Annotated in this window: 9 protein-coding genes, 1 tRNA gene and 1 CRISPR repeat array; all 10 genes read right to left on the bottom strand. The window is 63.6% G+C overall.

The features are described 5' to 3' along the window. Positions 1-51: 51 nt before the first annotated feature. A CRISPR array of direct repeats spans positions 52-3897; the repeat unit is 32 nt; unit sequence GTTTCAATCCACGCCCCCGTGCGGGGGGCGAC. 182 nt (positions 3898-4079) lie between these two features. Beyond that, on the bottom strand, positions 4080-4370 hold the full coding sequence (cas2, locus tag DSAT_RS06855) for a CRISPR-associated endonuclease Cas2 (protein WP_020886849.1): 291 nt from the start codon (positions 4368-4370) through the stop codon (positions 4080-4082). 2 nt (positions 4371-4372) lie between these two features. Continuing rightward, positions 4373-5404 carry a type I-C CRISPR-associated endonuclease Cas1c gene (gene cas1c / locus DSAT_RS06860; RefSeq protein ID WP_020886850.1) on the bottom strand — a complete coding sequence of 344 codons (1032 nt, stop codon included), beginning with the start codon at positions 5402-5404 and terminating at the stop codon, positions 4373-4375. Further along, the gene (gene cas4 / locus DSAT_RS06865; protein ID WP_020886851.1) at positions 5401-6063 is read right to left on the bottom strand and encodes a CRISPR-associated protein Cas4; all 663 of its coding nucleotides are present in this window, start codon (positions 6061-6063) and stop codon (positions 5401-5403) included. Before cas4 ends, cas1c begins: the two co-directional genes overlap by 4 nt. Before the next feature lie 4 nt (positions 6064-6067). After that, a complete protein-coding gene (gene cas7c / locus DSAT_RS06870; RefSeq protein ID WP_020886852.1) occupies positions 6068-6985 on the bottom strand; it encodes a type I-C CRISPR-associated protein Cas7/Csd2 in 918 nt (305 codons plus the stop codon). A 24-nt stretch (positions 6986-7009) separates the two neighbouring features. Beyond that, entirely contained in the window at positions 7010-8926 is a 1917-nt protein-coding gene (gene cas8c, locus DSAT_RS06875) for a type I-C CRISPR-associated protein Cas8c/Csd1 (protein ID WP_020886853.1), read from the bottom strand. After that, on the bottom strand, positions 8908-9618 hold the full coding sequence (gene cas5c, locus DSAT_RS06880; RefSeq protein ID WP_020886854.1) for a type I-C CRISPR-associated protein Cas5c: 711 nt from the start codon (positions 9616-9618) through the stop codon (positions 8908-8910). Before cas5c ends, cas8c begins: the two co-directional genes overlap by 19 nt. 94 nt (positions 9619-9712) lie before the next feature. After that, positions 9713-12013, bottom strand: coding sequence for a CRISPR-associated endonuclease Cas3'' (locus DSAT_RS06885; RefSeq protein ID WP_020886855.1), 2301 nt, complete (start codon positions 12011-12013; stop codon positions 9713-9715). Between the two features lie 257 nt (positions 12014-12270). Beyond that, positions 12271-12753, bottom strand: coding sequence for a hypothetical protein (locus DSAT_RS06890; RefSeq protein WP_020886856.1), 483 nt, complete (start codon positions 12751-12753; stop codon positions 12271-12273). Positions 12754-14042: 1289 nt separating this feature from the next. Next, positions 14043-15785, bottom strand: a complete 1743-nt coding sequence (locus DSAT_RS06895; RefSeq protein WP_020886857.1) for a DUF6538 domain-containing protein — start codon at positions 15783-15785, stop codon at positions 14043-14045. Positions 15786-15943: 158 nt separating this feature from the next. Next, positions 15944-16030 (bottom strand) — tRNA-Leu (locus DSAT_RS06900). Positions 16031-16301: the final 271 nt, after the last annotated feature.

The raw sequence follows: 16301 nt of genomic DNA on the forward strand, positions 1-16301 counted from the left end.
CCCCGTGCGGGGGGCGACTTCAAAGCGAGGGAGCAAGTACCGCCTCGATAAGTTTCAATCCACGCCCCCGTGCGGGGGGCGACGGGCTTCATAGGTCAACCTCTCATGTTTTATTGTTTCAATCCACGCCCCCGTGCGGGGGGCGACTGGGCGTGCCCGAGGACCTGCTGCCCGAACCAAACGTTTCAATCCACGCCCCCGTGCGGGGGGCGACGGCACTGTCCGAGAGGTCGAGGTCGGCTACCAGGTTTCAATCCACGCCCCCGTGCGGGGGGCGACGCGGCCTATCAATGGATCACGGTCGTGGAGACTGTTTCAATCCACGCCCCCGTGCGGGGGGCGACATCCTGCAGCCGGAGGTCAAGGGCGACCAGATGAAGTTTCAATCCACGCCCCCGTGCGGGGGGCGACAACGTTTCGGGCCGTCGTGCCGCGCGGCCAGTACGTTTCAATCCACGCCCCCGTGCGGGGGGCGACTGGCGGGCCGCGGTGATGGTATCAGGAGTGGTGAGGTTTCAATCCACGCCCCCGTGCGGGGGGCGACCTGGTGTTCGGTGATCTGTTCGGGTGGCTCGACGTTTCAATCCACGCCCCCGTGCGGGGGGCGACCCCGAGTCTGTTTGTCCATCGCCAATAGGCCATGTTTCAATCCACGCCCCCGTGCGGGGGGCGACGCCGTTCGTGTTGCTACCCGTGTAGTGCATTTTTTGTTTCAATCCACGCCCCCGTGCGGGGGGCGACAGGGGGGCGACCATGGCAGCGCAGGACAGGCCGTTGTTTCAATCCACGCCCCCGTGCGGGGGGCGACAATGCCAGGGAATACCTCTCCACACTGCGGATTGTTTCAATCCACGCCCCCGTGCGGGGGGCGACCACAATCTGACGGCAGAACCGGTCCAGGGCCAAAGTTTCAATCCACGCCCCCGTGCGGGGGGCGACATCAAGGCCAACGGTGCCACGCTCTCCAAAGCGTTTCAATCCACGCCCCCGTGCGGGGGGCGACATGCGCACGCGCACCGTTCCCCGCTCCGGATAGTTTCAATCCACGCCCCCGTGCGGGGGGCGACTCGTCGCCGATGTCGTCGGGCACCGCCCCGACGAAGTTTCAATCCACGCCCCCGTGCGGGGGGCGACCATTCCTCGCCGTCGTGCACCGGCAGATAGCTGGTGTTTCAATCCACGCCCCCGTGCGGGGGGCGACCGGCGAATATGTACGCTACGACGACGCCGTATCAGTTTCAATCCACGCCCCCGTGCGGGGGGCGACATCTGGCGTCACGCCGCCAGGCGCTCTCCTGGTGGTTTCAATCCACGCCCCCGTGCGGGGGGCGACCAGGCGGCGGCCGACGCGAGGCCGGGGCATATCGGTTTCAATCCACGCCCCCGTGCGGGGGGCGACCGGCGTGAGGCCCCGTTGCAACCCCTCCACGATGTTTCAATCCACGCCCCCGTGCGGGGGGCGACCATTTCTATTGAATTGGATGAATCCCAGGGCAAAGTTTCAATCCACGCCCCCGTGCGGGGGGCGACCCGGTGTGAGGCACTTTTGCAGGCCCTCCACGATGTTTCAATCCACGCCCCCGTGCGGGGGGCGACCAGTGCGAGCGCTCCTGACTGCCGTTTTGGCCCTGTTTCAATCCACGCCCCCGTGCGGGGGGCGACGGACATCCAGTACGCGCTCAACTCCGCGGGGCTCGTTTCAATCCACGCCCCCGTGCGGGGGGCGACGGCAGGACGATCCCGGCCTGTTCGGCCAGGACCTCGTTTCAATCCACGCCCCCGTGCGGGGGGCGACAGGCGTCGAACGCGTTGCCCTGGGCGTTGAACGTTTCAATCCACGCCCCCGTGCGGGGGGCGACGGGCCGACAACACGGCCGTGGAATCGACCTCCTTGTTTCAATCCACGCCCCCGTGCGGGGGGCGACCCAGGTGGTGCGCGTGGCCGACGGCGACACCATGTTTCAATCCACGCCCCCGTGCGGGGGGCGACATCGTAGACGATCTCCGTGTCCGCGTTCCAGTTGTTTCAATCCACGCCCCCGTGCGGGGGGCGACATGCTGGGCTCGGATGGTGTCCACGGATTCAGCGTTTCAATCCACGCCCCCGTGCGGGGGGCGACTCTGGCCGCCTACGGGATACAGACCATCTAGGAGGTTTCAATCCACGCCCCCGTGCGGGGGGCGACATCGACTGCCGAGTATGCACCCCGGCCGAGGCTGTTTCAATCCACGCCCCCGTGCGGGGGGCGACTCCGGGAGCCGGAAAGCGAAAATCCCACGAAGACTGTTTCAATCCACGCCCCCGTGCGGGGGGCGACTTGCCGAGGCCCTGGAGAATTTCGGGCGCAAGTACGTTTCAATCCACGCCCCCGTGCGGGGGGCGACACTACATGGGGCTGCTCGTGCTGGAGGGCATCCTGTTTCAATCCACGCCCCCGTGCGGGGGGCGACCGGCGCTCACATACTATGACAAGGAGGGGACGCTGTTTCAATCCACGCCCCCGTGCGGGGGGCGACACGCCGGGCCGGACAACGTGCGCCGCACGGACGTGTTTCAATCCACGCCCCCGTGCGGGGGGCGACGATCTGGCCCACGCCGCCCGCCTGGTGGCGGACAATGTTTCAATCCACGCCCCCGTGCGGGGGGCGACCGGTCTCGCCGGGCACGGCGTTGGCCGTGTCCGTGTTTCAATCCACGCCCCCGTGCGGGGGGCGACTCGGCCTGGGCGCGTTGGGCGAGATGGCCGAGATGTTTCAATCCACGCCCCCGTGCGGGGGGCGACGGGGGGCGCCAGCATCGCCCATTTCGTCGAGATAGTTTCAATCCACGCCCCCGTGCGGGGGGCGACGTGTCCGGCCGAAACGCCGATCACGTCGCCCACGATGTTTCAATCCACGCCCCCGTGCGGGGGGCGACCCGTACTTGTGATCGGAATGGGCCGCGCCGGTGGTTTCAATCCACGCCCCCGTGCGGGGGGCGACCTCGCGCCAGGCCGCCTTGGAGCGGCCTGCGTTGTTTCAATCCACGCCCCCGTGCGGGGGGCGACCTCGCCAGCGGAGAACGTGCGGCGGGATTCGTTGTTTCAATCCACGCCCCCGTGCGGGGGGCGACGGCCAGAAGCCCCTTGAGCCACGCTTCCTCGACGTTTCAATCCACGCCCCCGTGCGGGGGGCGACCCGCTCCTTGGTCTCGGGCGGCATGTCGGAATGGTTTCAATCCACGCCCCCGTGCGGGGGGCGACCCGTCCCGCGCCGTGCAGAGACGTCCCAGAGAAGTTTCAATCCACGCCCCCGTGCGGGGGGCGACGACCTCTTGAGCTGGATGGCTCAGCAAGGGAAAGTTTCAATCCACGCCCCCGTGCGGGGGGCGACCTCCTGGCCCAGGGCCTCGTGACGCTGCGGGAAGTTTCAATCCACGCCCCCGTGCGGGGGGCGACAAGACCCCCCCGGCCCAGGCATGTCCGATCTTGAGTTTCAATCCACGCCCCCGTGCGGGGGGCGACAAGGACAGCGGACTGGATGGATGCCTGGTCGCAAGTTTCAATCCACGCCCCCGTGCGGGGGGCGACTTGGCCAGCTTGGCCAATCCAGAGGTGCGGGAGTTTCAATCCACGCCCCCGTGCGGGGGGCGACGTCCCACACTGGGCACTCGGCCTCGGGATCATAGTTTCAATCCACGCCCCCGTGCGGGGGGCGACCGTGGTCATTTCTCCTGCTCCTACTGGCTAGCGGATGTTTCAATCCACGCCCCCGTGCGGGGGGCGACACGCCGGGCCGGACAACGTGCGCCGCACGGACGTGTTTCAATCCACGCCCCCGTGCGGGGGGCGACCAGGAACGCTGTGCCGCCCTGGTAGCCGACCTCGTTTCAATCCACGCCCCCGTGCGGGGGGCGACTGCCCGGCTGGCAAGCCACATTTCACGCGGCTTGCCGGGGGCAGGTGCGCGAATGGCGGCCACGGGCGATCATTCTGTATCCCCAAACCACAAGCCACTCGCTCAATAGTCTAATTTATCATCAATTTCTCTGCGCGCGGACCTCCCGGGGATTTCATGTCCGCTTGGGGTCCGCGCCGGGTTCAAACGATGAGATTCCCCTCCTGGTCAATGGGTTTCTTGGCCCCTGCGTGCTCCACGCGACGCTGCCAATTTGCGCCGAGAAAATAGAAGCGCAGGCTGTCATGCTCCGGGTCGATGCAATCCAAAAGCTTGGCGCGCAGGGCCGTCCACTGCGCCGGATCCACGAGACATTCAAAGACGGAGTTCTGCACGCGCTGCCCCCAATTCTGGCAGAGCTTGGCCATGCGCCGCAGACGGCCCGGACCTTTGGGATCAATTGTGGAAACGTCGTAACTGACGAGAACGAGCATGGTCACCTCCAGAGATATGGCGGGTAGGCGTCCAGATCGCCGCGCAGGAACCGGGCGAGCAGGAGAGCCTGCGCAAACGGCAAAAGCCCCGCTGCCATCTTCTCGCGCAGAAAAGGATGCTCGACTTCGTTGCGCTTGCGCTCTTGCCAGGCTGTGATCACCGTCTTTCGGGCCTTGTCCGTGAGGCTCACCGCACCGCTGACTGCAGTGCGAAAATCCTTCGGATCAAGCATGCCCCGGTTCAACAGTGTGAGGGCCAGGCGGTCCGCCAGCACAGGGCGGAATTCCTCCATGAGATCCAGGGCCAGGCTCGGTCGGCCGGGGCGATCGCGGTGCAGAAAACCCACCTGGGGGTCCAGCCCCACGCTCTCCAAGGCCGATCGCACATCGTGGACCAACAGTGTATAGAGAAAGGACAGGAGGCAGTTTACCGGGTCCAAAGGCGGTCGGCGATTGCGCCCCGTGAAGCCGAGTTCCGGTTCGCCACGCAGCAGCATGGCGGCGAACGCACCGAAATAACCGGCCGCAGCCTCTCCTTCCAGCCCACGCAGGCCTTCCAGCCCGTTTGTCATAGGCAACCGCTTGAGTTGATGCCCCAGGGCGTCCGCCGCTATGGACAATTTCTCAGCCTCCGGGCGATCAGGATGGTCGCGGGCGCTCCTGCGCAGGGCGGCGCGGCAGTTGTGCAACTTCCCGGCCAAAGTCATGCGGGCGATGTCCGCAGAAGTTGCAGGATCGTCCGCCGCGCGGTACTGCCGACGCCGGAGCAACACGTTGCCGTGCGTCGGCCCCTGCACGCGGGCCAGGAAACGGCCCGACTCGGACAGAAAGCTCACGCACACGTCCTTCTCGGCCAGATGCGCCATGAGAGCGGGACTCATGGAGACCTGGCCGAAACAGATCACCCCGTCCAGGGTGTGCGCCGGGAACCGCAGCTTCGTCTCGCTGTCCACGCGCACGGCCACGGCCTCGCCGTCCTTGGCCAGATAGGCTCCTTGGGTGGTGACGAACAGGGTGTTCAAGTGCTGTTTCACGCATCCTCCTCGCACTCCAGCATGCGCCTGAGATAGGCCGCCACGGGCGCGCCCCCGGTGCTGCAGCCGGGCAGGCACAGCGACTTCATGGAACAGGCCGCGCACTTGGCCCGCTCATATTCGGCCGCAGGCGTGCTTTCGCTCCGGATCAGCCCGTGCAGGTCCTCGGCCGCCGCCTGGACGTGCGCCCGCAAGTCCTGATCGAGGTTCACGGCCAGACGACGCCGGTTCGTGCCGAAGAAAAGCGCCCCGGCAGGCACGTCCACGCCGAGCATTTCCTCCAGGCACATCCCCTGGGCGCAAAGCTGCACGAGATAGCCCGCTTCGCGCCTGAGCTTCCCGCGCTTGTATTCAACGGGAAAGGGCCGCCAGCGTCCCGCCACGCCGGGCAGCCGCGCCCCTGCCTCGTCGCGGTGGAACTCCACGCTGTCGGCCACGCCAAAAAGCCCAAGCCGCTCGGAGCGCAGGGGGAGCATGCGGGCGACGAGCACGTCGCCGCGTCTCTCCAGCCGAGGGTCGCTGTCCACCTTGTGGTGTAGAACGCGCCCCTCGGCTGTGGCCACGCTCTCGGCCCAGGCGTTCTCCACATGCACCAGCGCCGCCCGGCGACGGCAGAACAGCAGATGGGCCAGGGCCGAGAGCGGGAGAGGGTCCGGCATGGTGCTATCCCTCGGCCCAGTCCGTAGGCGTCACCCCGTCGGGGCACGCGGCCTTGATATCGGAGAGCGGCGTGATCACGTAGTCCTCGAAACCGCGCGGGGAATCCACACCCTCCTTGCGCTTCACCTTCACCAAATCGAAAAGCTTGCCGGACTGCGCGTTGCCCAGAGGTGATGCGTGTTCGAAGGCGAAGACGTGGCGCGTGCGCATGAGCCCGCGTGCCGCGGAGTGGTCCAGATCGAACATGTTCACCAGAGCCTTTTTGAGCACGTCGAGGTCATCGGCGCTGAAACCCGTGCCGTTCGCGCCGCCCGCGAAGGCAGGCGTGATGAAACCATACGCCGCATAGAGCCCGTAGGCCACGGTGTGCTTGCGCCCCATCTCCGTTTGGGCCGAGGTCTCGGAGGTTTTCTTCTCCGTGGTGTAGGCCACGCGGGTGATGCCGTGCTCCGTGGAGAGGACGCGATCGAAGGAACGGGCGAAGGTGAGTTGCACGGGGCCGCGCACCTGGCCGCAATTGAAGTCCGTGGTGCTCATGACCGCGCCAAAGGCCCGGACGTCGAAGAAATTGGCGCACATCCACTCCCGGGCCTTCTCCACATCGCTACGCGCGGTCTTGGCGCCCTTGGCCTTGCCATCGAGCCCGGCCAAATGTTCGTAGGGCATCTTCTGGCGGCTCTCCAGAGAATGGCCCTGAAGCACGAACACGTCGTAACCCGACTCGATGGCGCCGCCCTGCGACTTGGCCGCGTAGACCCATTCACGGATCTTGCGCTTGAGGCAGACGTCGGACACGAGCCCCTGGAAGGTCTCGGGGTCGAAACGCGGAGAGTTGTCGAAATCCGGATCGCCGTTGGGGTTGCCGTCCTTCACGTCGAACAGCAGCAGGAAATCGATGCGATTGGCGATGGGCGTGCTCATTGTAAGTCTCCTTTCGTCGTTTCGTTAGTTCTTGGCATCGGTGGGAACGGCGGACTCGGCGGCCGCGTCGGCAGCCTTGGCTGCCTCCTTGGCGGCCTTGGCCTCCTTGGCCTTGCGCGCGTTGTCGGCCTTTTGGTGATGGTAGCCGATGACGAAGCGGCCCTGCTCCTCCAGACTCAACGCCGCAGGGAAGTTACCGCAGGCGCTCTCCCCGATGCGTTTCACGAGCGCGGTGATGCGCTGCTGGAGGGCAATGCCCGCGGCCTTCTTATCGCTTCGCAGCCGCTTGAGATGGGCGCGGCTCAAATCCTCCAGACGTTTGAACGCCAAGAGTGGTCTGGTCGAGGCCATGGCATAGTAGCGGTCGCCAACGGTGACGTTGACCTCGCCCAGGGCCTGGTACTGCAAAGCCTCGTACTCGGCGAGCAATTGGCCGCAGAGATAGGCGGCGTCGTTCTGGTCATTGTCCAGGCATTCGGCCATGATAGGCCCTCCTTTTTTGGTTTTCGCGATATCGTTGACGCACAGCCGCACCAGGGCCACGCGGTCCGCAGCCAGGCGCGCTTTGCCCTGCTCGCGGCGAAGCCGGTTCAGGGCTGCGGCCAGGACCGAATGCCCGAACGGCAGGCCGTGCAGCGCCCGGCGCATGAACGCGAGGGATATGGCGGCGTTGGCCTTGTCGTTCGGCTCGCGTCCCGGCGGGCTCACGGCAGAGAGGAGCGCGTAGATCGAGGGGGGCCGCGCGCGCTCGCCGCCTTTGAACACGTCGGCCATGGCCAAGTCCGAGAACCACTGGCGGACGTTGTCCGTCACCTGCTCCAGGCTCTCCGGATACCAGTCGCGCACTACCAGCCGACCGCCGTTGCCTGAGACCGCCAGCAGGTAGAACTCGTTCCCGCGGCCCGCAAGGCCGTGGGGCATCTGCGACGGCCGGTGCGGCGTGTCCATGAGCCGCTTCACGTTGTCCGGGTCGGGCTCCTGCAGTATCTGAATGGGCAGAACGTCCGTGGGCTCGCGCGTCCAGTACAGGAAGGCCATACCGCCGTAGTCCGAGCGCGTGTGCAGGCTCACGCTCGGGGACATGCCCCTGCGATGCGCGCCCGGCCGCAACAGATCGTTCAGGGCCAACACGTAGGCCGATGCCCGGCCCGGACTCACCGGGCTGTTGGCGTTCTTCTCCCAGCCGTAGGAGCGGAAGGCCGCCTTGTCGAAGGACATGAGGGCCACGCCAGCCTGTCCGCCCAGGTTGCCCGCGCCCTTGATCAGGTCGTGCGTCACAGCCAGGGGACCGGATTCGCCGGAGATCAGGCACATGCCCTCCCCGCCCTTGGCGTGACGCTCGCCGGAGGCTCGCTCGTAGTGCGCGGTCCAGTACCGCCGCACGACCGGGCGGCCCACCACCGGCCCGCCGGGATCGTCACTGTCCAGCCGCGCGGGCCGCACGCTCAGACTGGCCAAAGCGCCGGGCGGCGGCTTCAGCGCGGCTACCTCCGCTGCGGCGCGCTCCACCGCAGCCGGGTCGGCGTAGAAGGCTGCGCAGGCGGCCAGGGCGGCGTCCCCGGTCTGCTCGGCCACGACCTGGATCAACTCGACGAAGCCCGCGTGGTTGCGGCCTTCCTTGTCCCCTTTGCCTTCTGCGGTCCAGACGCCCAGCCTGGGGCCGAACAGATAGGGCAGGGCGTCGCATCCGAGCAGGGGGTGCACGCCGCTGTTGCGGTTCACGGGCGAGCGCGGCACGCGCAATGTCTCCACCACCTCCACGCTCTTTTCTTTCTTGCCCACGCGCCGTGTCTCCTGCCGCACCCGCTCGCGAATACCGCAAAATCGTCCGGCGTCGTCCAACTCCACAAGGTAGCGCACGGGCTTCTCCTCGAAGGCGATGGCCGCGAGATCGTCGGCAAGATAGCTGTCCGCATAGGCGGCTAGTGTCTGTACGAGCATGCCAGCACCCTCCTGCGCAACGCTTCGTCCGTGACGGCCATTTCCGCACGCGTGTCCATGCGGCCGTTTTCGAGGCGGGCCTGGAAGAAGACCGGTGTGTTCCCGGTCTCGGAATCGAAGATGATGTCATAGAGCATGCGGCCGAGGTCACGGCTTTCGGCGATGGGCTTCTCCGCCGGATCGGGCGGGCCGAACTCGGCCGCGAACTCGCGGCAGCCCAGGCAGGGTCGGATGTGGCACTGGCCTTTCTCCACCCGCCGCCTGAGCATGGCTGCGTACTTCTGCGGCGTATTGTCGCCCGAGGCGTCGAAGACCACGGGCTCGGCCTCGATCACGTAGGCCACATCCTTGAGCGCCAGGGTGGCGCGCGGCGTACCCTCGTCGCTGCCCGCTCCGGCGGCGAAGGGAGCATAGTCCGCTGGATCGGCCATCCAGCCCGCAATGCCAGCCCTTCCCTTGACCGTGATCTTGGACTGCACCTCGTTGCGCTTGAGCGCGATGGTGCGCAGGGGCCTTAGCACCTCGACGGCCCGGACGTGCCAGCGCATCTGCGGCCGCCAGCAGATGCTGTCCAGAATCCCCCGCGCCGCGGAGGGCGTGGGCAGGTCGTAGCTCATGCGCTCGACCTTGGCTTCGGGCCGCGTGAAGCAGGCCAGCGGACCCGAGACCCTGACTCGGACGATGGGTGTCATGCACATCTCCTTGTGGTTAAGGATCGAGATTGAGAAAGAACAGAAATACGGGGAAAATCAGCGGGGCGACTGCGTAAAGCTGGGGTCCGTGCGCTCAGACCACATGTTCCCCTGCGGCGGGCGGCCGCAAGTCGAGCCCGAGTTCGTCGTCGTAGCAGCTCTTTCGGCAGGCCCAGAGGCGGCCGTCGCTATCGAGGGAATAGATGGCGCCCAAGCGCTCGGCCTCGTGGAATTCGTTCGGGTAGAGCCCCACCTGGTAGCGGCCCGCCAGGCGCAGTAGATCACGCGAGGGCGACTCGCCGCGCTCAAGGCACGCGATGATCCCCGTACCCTTCCCGTAAGGCACAAGCACCGCGCGGGTGCGGTCGTCGATGAGCGAGAAGGCCTCGGCCACTGCGGGGAAGTCGAACTTCAGTCGCAGCCCCTGGATGCCTGGGCCGTCCAGCTCCCCCTCGTAGAGCTCGTTGAAGTAGCGGCGCATGACCGCAGGCGCATGAAGCGACATGCCCAGGTGCCCGAGCATGGAGCGCGTGATGGAGGTGGGGCCGGGATAGGGACTGGCTCCATCCTCAGGCTCGAAGATCGTCAGCCGACCGGCCGGAGCGCCCAGGGCGGCGGTCAGCCTGCCGTCCCGGTCGCAGCGCCCAGCCGCCTGCACAATGGCGTCCAGCGGCCCCATGGCCCGCATCACAGCCGGAAAGCTCAGGTCCACCCCAGCCTCAACGAGCTGGGAACTGATCACCCGGCACGGCTCGTCCGTCTGCCGCAGATGCTCCTGGATGCGCCGGATGACAGCCAGCCGGTGCGCCGCGCACATGCGCGTGGAGAGGTGCACGAGCCAGCCGTCCGCCTCGGATCGCAGGCATTGGAAGAGATCGCGCACCTGGCGCTTGGTGTTCAGAATGCACAGCGCGCGCGGCTCATTTCGCACGGCCTCGGCCTGCCGCGCCACGGACCACGACTCGCCACTGCTCGCCCAAACCGGCTCGGCCACTCGTTGAAGATCACGCACGAGGCGCGCGTACAACTCCGACGGGATGATCGGGGTCAGGCTGCCCGGGGCCCACCGAATGTCTTCGGGTGGGGCGGTCTCGGGCCTCTCGAAGGCGGGCTGGGTCGCGGTGGAGAAGACGAAGTGCACGCCCCAGTCGTGCGCGAGCCCCTGCATGACGGAAAGGAGCGGGGCCAGTAAGTGGCGCGGCAGGGTTTGCACCTCGTCCAGGATGACCACCGAACGGGCGATGTTGTGCAAACGTCGCAGGTCAGACGGTCGGTTGGAGAAAATGGTCTCGAAGAAGCGCACCGAGGTGGTGACGATGACAGGCGCGTCCCAATTCTCCCGCGCCAAATCCGGAACGCGAAGGCCGCCGAGGTGGGCGTCCTCATCTTCGTCCGCAACGGCATACGCCTCGTCCCCCTCATTCTCCGAGAACATGCGCTCATCGTGCTCGCGCCGCACGGTCCGCAGGCTCGCGAAGTCGCCGGAATGATGCTCCAGGATTGCGTCGTCGCCGAGGGCCGCACGGTATTCCGCCGCGTTCTGCTCGATGATGGATAGGTACGGCACGACCACGACAACCCGCCGTACCGCGTCCGGCCGCAACGTCGCTCGCTTAAGCGCGAAGGCCATGCCGGAAAGAGTCTTGCCGCCTCCCGTTGGCACGGCCAGCGTGAGCAGCCGACCGGGCAGCGAAGCGGAGTCGAGGCAGGCGTCAAGCACGGCGGCGCGACACTCCTTCACAACTCCCGGTGGACATTCCCTGGCCTTTTCCGCGATGAAGCCGAGGAGCTTGGACAAAAGCTTCTGCGCATCGAGAGCTGGCCCGGTTGGCAGCATGCCGACCTCAAAGCGGACGCAGTCGCTACGATCGGCGTCCACGAGGCAACTGAAGAGCATGCGTTCGCGCAACTCCAGAGCCAGCCGGTCGGTCGTGCCTTCTCGGATGGTGACAGGACCATCTCGCCCGGCGAGCCGCAGGCCGTCATCCAAGGCGCGCCGCAGAAGCGTGTCTCCTGTGTCTCCATCTTCGGGACGTACCTTATTTGTGAAGTCCGATGCCGCGTGCAAGCCCGCGTGGTGGCCAAGCACAGCCAGGGCCTGATCCCACCTCCCGTCCCTATCAAGGAGCGCCGCACCAAAGCGAGCATGGGGCGCGGCCGCGGCCGGTCTGCCGGCCTCGGCGTCACGCAGCCGTTGCTGGAAGGCGTCGCCGTACTTTCCCAGATCGTGGAGCAGGCCTGCTCTGCGCGCGGCCCGGACAAATCCCCGATCTCCCGGATTTGCCTCGCGCGCGAAGGCTGCCGCGAGACGCGCGACCATCAGCAGATGTTCACGTAGCCGCTGCCATCGCACTTGGTCCCCTTCTCCGATGAATCGCGCATAATACGTCAACATCGCGGCATTCCCGACAGATTTGAAACCCGACCTAACGCACTGCCCATATACTTCCTTGTGAAGGCTGAAGTTCTATCGACCATATTTCACAATATCAATATTCACAATCCTCATCGACTTGCGGGCGAGTAGTTCCTTTTGGCGCTGCCAAAACGCACGCGGATAATTTTTTAAGAACCCAGACAGGCATGCCCGAATCGCTGGGCGCTGGCCAACGGCGGGGAGTCGGTCACCTCCCCCGCCGTTGGCAGAAAGGTCTAGATCTGGATCGAATAGCTCGTCGTTTTCGACTTGATCCGCTTGTCCAGCTGAGCCTTGGTCAACCGAAGGTGCTTCCCCGTTCGCAAATTGATGAAGAAGAACAGATAGCGACCACCAAGCTTTGCTCCAGCATCGAACTGATTTTGCGACACACTGAAAAAGTATCTGTTGAAGTCCGAGCCAATCCCATAACGACTCGTCGTCTTGATTTCGACGAATCTGATGCGCTTACGATTCCGCCTGATGTCGGCTGGGTCGGAGAGGTCCACCCGAGGCCCCTTGTCGATCAAGATCGCATCGAAGGCTGTTCCAGCGATTCCAGAACCACCCGCGCCCTTAAGAAAGATCTTCAGGGCTTTCCCCCTCGGCTTTTTGATAAGTCCAAACCGCTTGAAAATCATGTCGGTCGAACACAAGCTGGACTTGTCCGCAGCCCTACCCGTCTTCACAGAGCATTTTTTGAGGTTCGAAGCAGCCATCTTTCCCTCCTAGAACTTGGAAAAGCGTGTTCGTAGATTTTGCGAGATTGACAAACGACAACTCCCCTACCAATGAACACCTCCGAAGGATGTCCAATGTGATCCATTTTTTCGATTCGATGTCCAGATAAATTTCATTACAATCTAAAAAAGTATTTTCCAGCCAACAAAATATTCAAATATCGAAACCTTGAACTGAAGATGGATCTTCGATCAGTCCGTACCCAAGGAATTAAAATTTGTATGCGACTCAATCATAGATTGTCATACAAGAAATCTGACCATTCCCAGCCTGAGACTTGATTTGAAAAAGATACAAAAGAGGCAAAAGAGAAGAACCACGGAATCCGCCACGGGAAATGACCTTACCCCTCTGAGTGCACCAGCCATAAGTTGGGACTCCGGGTTTCCTGGTTTTCCACCTTGGCGGCTCTTCGGTATTCCCTCGGGGTCAGCTCGGACGAGGTCGCCTAGGTCGACTTCGACTCCGTCCCCGACGGTCCTCGCCGAGGGGACCGACGAGGTCGTCAAGGCATTGGCTTCGGCATGACGCTGACCTTCAGCCTCATGCCTAACCGAGATGGACTACCAGCAGGGTCGGCAACCGCACCCCCTGAAACCCCGACGGATGACAGTGATTTTGATGAAAAACGGGCACAACCTGCAAAATAGCGCTTTTTGACCAAAATCTTGCAGTCTAGCGTTTTCTGGCTTTTTTGGTCAAAAACGGCTGTTTTGCGTGAAGTCGCGCTTTTTGACCAAAGTTTGTCCCGTTCGCCCTGGGCCTTTCGTAAGGAAATATGCCGGAGCAAAACGGCACTTTGGCTAATATGGAAAGTAAAGTATTGCAGGGACGCCACGCAATAGCAGCGATTCCTGGGCGGCAGAGCGCTCCAGAGCAGACGATGGCGGTTCCGCGAGGAGGTGGAGGCGCGGAGGCGCGGAGCAGGTCGTGGTGACCCCAGGCCCGTCATGCCAGTGCCCAGGCCCAGGGCCAGTGGGGAGGCGTCGGCGAATTCATCCAGCATGGGCAATACTACCCATCCGATGCCAATGCGTCAGCGGCTCACCGAGCAGGCAAAGGAAAGAGAAGGAAACAAAAAAGGAAAGAAAAGATTAAATGGAAGGAAAAGAAAAAAGCTTAGTGACGCAGGAAACAGGAAATGAAAGGCATCGATAAGCCTAATACAATTGGAAGTAGCCACGCAAGATGCAAATACTATCAGTTTATCATCTATCTATAGCCGACTAAACAGAACGATGAACCAATATAAACAAAAATAGCGATGCTAGCCTTTTCTATCCTGCGTCGCTCCGTTCCCGAACTTTGACCCGTTCAGATGCGACAGGTCCAGGCCGTAGTCGATCTTCTCGACGACCTCCTGAAGAAGTAGCGTGGGGGTGTGGGCTTTGGCGTAGACGCTTTCTGCCGTTCCTTCCTGCGCGTGGCCAGTGACGTCTGAATAGATGTCCTTCGGGATGCGCTGCTTCTTGAAGAAATCGATGACCGTGTGCCGGAAAGCGTGCAAGTCGTGCAGTTCCGAGTCCAGGCCGACGCTTTTCCGGAAGCGGGAGAACCATTTGCTCACTGCGTGGCCGTAGCGGTTCCGTATCTTTTTAAGCTCCGGGAAAAGCCGCTTCTCGCCCGATTTGACGACCGAGGCATGGAAACGGAGGACGCCCAGGTCCAGAAGGACAGGGTGAATAGGGATGAGCCTGATGGAACTTGCGGTCTTGAGGTGCTTGTCCCGCTTGCCGTCCGACCCCGGATTCTCGTTGATGTCCAACACCCATACGCCGTCCACCTCGCGAACATCCTCGACGTACAGTTGGCAAAGCTCCTCAAGGCGCGCCCCGGTGAAGACGCAGAGCAGCGGGATCCAGAACATGTACGGCTGCTTGAAGCTGTCCCCCCGGTACCCCTTGGCGTTGAACATTGTTGCCAGGTCTTCGGGAGTGAACACCGCCCGGGCCCCATCCATGCGCTCGTTCCTGGTGCGCAGTTTCAATCCCCTGGCGTAGTTCTCCTTGAGATAGCCGTGCCGCACGCACCACTCGAAGAAGCTCGAAATATTTGTCACGATGTTATTGAAAGTTGTCTTGCCGAGACGCTTCTTTGGCGCCGCGCGCAAAATCTCCGCGATGCTCTTGTCCCGGTATTCCTTGGACTTCTTCCGGTTGGGCGGCAACTGCATGAGGGTCGTTTTGAAGGTGCGCATGGCCGCAAAGTCGATGCTGCTGACAGGCACGTCACCAAGAATGTCGATGAGATTGTGAAGCGTCGAAACAATGTCTCCCGTGCTGCGCTCGGTCCAGTTTCCGGCAAGCGTCTGGTCCTGGACGTACTCCTCGATGACCTTGGACAGGGTGACCGCAGGTGCCGCTGGTCCGCCTGACTTCACTTCGGTCGACAGGGAGTCCAGGAATTCCTCGGACTGGGGCGGGTACAGTGTCTTCTCAAAGTTGAAGTCGCCCTGGCTCCGGCGGGTGCAGATCGTGTAGTAATTGATGAAGTGCTTGGCGATCTCGTGCGCGAGCATCCGCCGCTTGACCGGATCCTCCGGGAATTCGACCCCAACGTCCTCCTCGCAGAAGACGCGGGCAAGGCCTTCGAGCCGGGCATAATCCCGCCTAGCCAATATCCCCTTGAAATAGGCGATGCGCTTCTCGGTGTCCCCGGGCAGGTAGTCCATCTCCTTGGGATAGTTTTTCACGCAGTCGGTGAAGCGCTGCATTTCGTTCTCTTCGAGCGCATCCCGGAAGATTGTGTCGACGAATTCCCTGACGTCCTTCAAATCCTCGTCCACGAAGCCTCCCTCCCTGGTCATGCGCCCAAGCATGCGAAAGACATCCCGCACGGCGAGGGCGAGGCGCTTTGCCTTCATCCGCGCCTCGGCAACATACCCTGTGCCAAGGCTGCGCCGCAACTCGCGGCAACCAAGGGCCGCGCGGTGCTCGCGCGGCACAGCGTGGCGGAAGTAGTAGGTGTTTCCCTTCAGGAGAAGATGGCTGGTCCCGGCAGCGCTTCGCATGGCTCGCCCCAAAGTGGGTTCGAAGGGCTTTTGACCCAGTCGTTGACCCAGTCTTTGACCCAACGGGCGAATTTCGCGCTTTCAGACCTTTTGCGGCTTTTCCCGGCCCCAAAAAGGGAAAGGGTTCCAGCCTGTTGGCTGAAACCCTTTCTGAAAAGTGGTGCCGAAGGGGAGACTCGAACTCCCACGGCCTTGCGACCACTAGACCCTGAACCTAGCGTGTCTACCAATTCCACCACTTCGGCACGAGGAAGAGACCTCTATCCATTCCCGCGCCAAGGGTCAAGAGTTTTTGCGGACGGTTTTTGCGTGACACGAGATTTTTCTCGTTTTTCGTCCCGCCGCCATCTCACGGTCTGCATCGACGCAATACAGCGCCTGGCCGCTACACGAACCGCCGCTCCTTCGGAGCGAACCGCGAACCGGTTGCGGGCGCCATGCGCCCAAGCGCGCCCCCAGCCCTAGGGGCACCCCTCCCCCGCGCGCCTCAGAAATTCCACGACCGCCCCGACCCGA

Source organism: Alkalidesulfovibrio alkalitolerans DSM 16529 (assembly GCF_000422245.1).
In the GTDB taxonomy this organism is placed as follows: Bacteria; Desulfobacterota; Desulfovibrionia; order Desulfovibrionales; family Desulfovibrionaceae; genus Alkalidesulfovibrio; species Alkalidesulfovibrio alkalitolerans.

Coding starts and splice junctions, on each gene's coding strand:
- cas2 (WP_020886849.1), bottom strand. CDS start 4,370: ATGCTCGTTCTCGTCAGTTACGACGTTTCCACAATTGATCCCAAAGGT.
- cas4 (WP_020886851.1), bottom strand. CDS start 6,063: ATGCCGGACCCTCTCCCGCTCTCGGCCCTGGCCCATCTGCTGTTCTGC.
- cas7c (WP_020886852.1), bottom strand. CDS start 6,985: ATGAGCACGCCCATCGCCAATCGCATCGATTTCCTGCTGCTGTTCGAC.
- cas8c (WP_020886853.1), bottom strand. CDS start 8,926: ATGCTCGTACAGACACTAGCCGCCTATGCGGACAGCTATCTTGCCGAC.
- cas5c (WP_020886854.1), bottom strand. CDS start 9,618: ATGACACCCATCGTCCGAGTCAGGGTCTCGGGTCCGCTGGCCTGCTTC.
- DSAT_RS06885 (WP_020886855.1), bottom strand. CDS start 12,013: ATGTTGACGTATTATGCGCGATTCATCGGAGAAGGGGACCAAGTGCGA.
- DSAT_RS06890 (WP_020886856.1), bottom strand. CDS start 12,753: ATGGCTGCTTCGAACCTCAAAAAATGCTCTGTGAAGACGGGTAGGGCT.
- DSAT_RS06895 (WP_020886857.1), bottom strand. CDS start 15,785: ATGCGAAGCGCTGCCGGGACCAGCCATCTTCTCCTGAAGGGAAACACC.